This is a genomic window from Siccibacter turicensis LMG 23730 (genome assembly GCF_000463155.2).
GTDB lineage: Bacteria > Pseudomonadota > Gammaproteobacteria > Enterobacterales > Enterobacteriaceae > Siccibacter > Siccibacter turicensis.
On the sequence record NZ_AWFZ01000055.1, the window covers coordinates 451 to 3,180 of the forward strand.

Annotated in this window: 3 protein-coding genes; 2 read left to right on the forward strand and 1 reads right to left on the reverse strand. The window is 54.7% G+C overall.

Annotated elements, in window-relative coordinates:
• The first annotated feature begins 136 nt into the window (after positions 1-136).
• Positions 137-352, forward strand: coding sequence for an MbeD family mobilization/exclusion protein (locus tag DW58_RS17940; protein ID WP_000137422.1), 216 nt, complete (start codon positions 137-139; stop codon positions 350-352).
• A gap of 521 nt (positions 353-873) precedes the next feature.
• On the opposite strand, the gene DW58_RS17945 is transcribed toward DW58_RS17940, so the two are convergent.
• Entirely contained in the window at positions 874-1,191 is a 318-nt protein-coding gene (locus tag DW58_RS17945; RefSeq protein WP_023224510.1) for a hypothetical protein, read from the reverse strand.
• 1,161 nt (positions 1,192-2,352) lie between these two features.
• On the opposite strand from DW58_RS17945, the gene DW58_RS17950 reads away from it, so the two are divergent.
• Positions 2,353-2,697, forward strand: a complete 345-nt coding sequence (locus DW58_RS17950) for a MobC family plasmid mobilization relaxosome protein (RefSeq protein WP_032967811.1) — start codon at positions 2,353-2,355, stop codon at positions 2,695-2,697.
• Positions 2,698-2,730: the final 33 nt, after the last annotated feature.

Consider the following 2,730-nt stretch of genomic DNA (forward strand, 5'->3'; position numbering starts at 1 on the left):
CGCCCGGACGTGGGGAGTGCGCTATCAGGAGAGCAGCGACGGCCGGAGGTTTCTTATCCTGCCGCCGGGGATGCAAACCGAAGCCATCCCTTACGACGGGACGACATGGATCCGCCTGAAACAGGAGTAGCGGAAAATGACAGAGCTGGAAAAGCAGTTGCTGAGCGCATTAGAGCAGCTACAGCAGGACTACTCGCAAAGGCTGGACGAATGGGAGAGCGCCTTCGCGGAATGGCGGAGCATGTGTGGGCTTATGCAACGGGAGAACGCGGTGCTGAACGAGCGCGTGTCGGACTTGAGCACGCAGGTGCTGAGTTTAAGCGAGCAGCTGCGCCGCTTGTCCGGGAACTGAATGCCATCGAGGAGAAGGCTGTACTGGAGTATCAGCGTCAGAACGAGCTGGAGCTGACGCTCCGACAGAAGCAGAAGAGTTTCGATGGTCCGAAGATGAGGTGACAGCCCGCACGAAGAAGGGCTCATCGCGTTCCTGCTAAATAGGCTGACTACCGGAATGGTAGTGACTTATCCCGGAGGAAGTGATGAAAATTCTCAACGTTATTGAAGCCCTGCTGAACTGTTTTTACCTGGTGATGGAGCTGTGTGAGTTGCCGGAGAGGCATTTGCCGGTTTTTAAGGCGTTCGCGCTGATTTTAGTGTGACTTTACGCGCCATGCATCTGGCTGCATGACTATGCATCAGTGTAATATCCAGCGGCTGCGTTTTCGGTGTTTTTTCGTCATGTCTGTCGCCACTTTCTCGCGTCTGGCACCGGAAACGCAGCCAACCCCGTTTCAGCGGTGCGGGCAACGGATGTTATGGTAAATCCAGCTGATTGGCAGGTACAAAAAAAGCCCCGCAGGGCTTTTTTGTACCTTATTGATCTGCACACTTTGCAGCCTTCAGGGCTTCCAGCTGATTTAGCCGGTTAGCTGCTTTTTTGCGGGCTTCGCCTTTTGCCATGCCATTTCCTATCCCAAAATCACCCAGGAAACCTAATACGGTGCGCCCGTCAAATTCGCCGGTTGCCTCAATTTCTTGTTGTACACTGCGCGTTTTGGCGATTTCCAGAGCTACCGCTTTGCAATCCATTGCGGAAGATTCTGGACCGGTGACGTTCGCGGCCTGTGGATATTGCTTTGTTGCGCATCCTGCCATGATCAGCGCTGCCGATAGGATGAATATTTTTTTCAAAATTATCCTTATTTATTTAGGCATAGTTAAGAAATACCCATTTTATCATTTAGGCATAGTTAAGAGATACCCATTTTATCGGCAGGAAATGAGGGTTTTTTAGTTGAATTTTGGGAGGGGCAAGGTTCCATATTGGTCGAGGATTCTGGAGCTGACCGGCAACGGCCAGCGCGGCTATGGGCCATGCGGTGGTTGAGCATAGAAAGGATCTTCTTGAGTTCCTTTTTTTCTACGCGTAATCTCTTGCTCTGAAAACGAAAAAACCACCTGGGGAGGTGGTTTTTCGAAGGTTCAGTAAACCGGCAAGTTTCTGAACCGTGGTAACAGTCTTGTGCGAGACGTGTCACCAAATCTGTCCTTCCAGTGTAGCCGTAGTAATGGCACCACTTCAAGAACTCTCACAACATCTCTCGCACATCCTGTTTACCAGTGGCTACTGCCAATGGCGATTTGTCGTGCCTTTTCGGGTTGGACTCAAGTTGATAGTTACCGGAAAGAGCGTGGTAGTCGGACTGAACGGGGGGTTCGTGCATACAGTCCAGCTTGGAGCGAACTGCCTTCCCGGAACCGAGTGTCAGGCGTGGAATGAGATAAACGCGGCCATAACAGCGGAGTGACACCGGTAAACCGAAAGGCAGGAACAGGAGAGCGCACGAGGGAGCCACCAGGGGGAAACGCCTGGTATCTTTAAGTCCTGTCGGGTTTCGCCACCACTGATTTGAGCGTCAGATTTCGTGATGCTTGTCAGGGGGGCGGAGCCTATGGAAAAACGGCTCTGGCGTGGCCTTATCGCTTCCCTGTTAAGTTTCTTCCTGGCATCTTCCAGGAAATTTCCGCCCTGTTCGTAAGCCATTTCCGCTCGCCGCAGTCGAACGACCGAGCGTAGCGAGTCAGTGAGCGAGGAAGCGGAATATATCCTGTATCACATATTCTGCTGACGCACCGGTGCCGCCTTTTTCCTCCTGCCACATGAAGCACTTCACTGACATCCGCATTCGTGCCAACATAGTAAGCCAGTATACACTCCGCTAGCGCTACGTGACTGGTTCAGGGCTGCGCCCCGAAACCCGCCAAAAGCCACTGACGCGCCTGCGGCTTGTCCAACCCCGCGCCGACCGGGAAAGGCTTTCCCGCCCGTCCCGGCGTTATCAGGAGGCCGGTTTGTCAGAGAAACGGAACAAGATGCTCACCATGTGGGTGACGGAGGACGAGCACCGGCGGCTGCTTGAGCGCTGTGACGGCAGGCAGCTGGCGGCGTGGATGCGGCAGACCTGCCTGGACGAAAAGCCGGCACGTTCCGGAAAGCTCCCCTCAATCTCGCCGGCGCTGCTGCGCCAGCTTGCCGGCATGGGCAATAACCTGAACCAGATAGCCCGCCGTGTTAACGCCGGCGGCGGCACCGGCCATGACAGGGTGCAGATTGTGGCTGCGCTGATGGCCATCGATGCCGGGCTTGAGCGGCTGAGGCACGCCGTTCTTGAGAAAGGAACGGACGATGATCGTTAAATTTCATCCACGCGGTCGCGGCGGTGGCGCCGG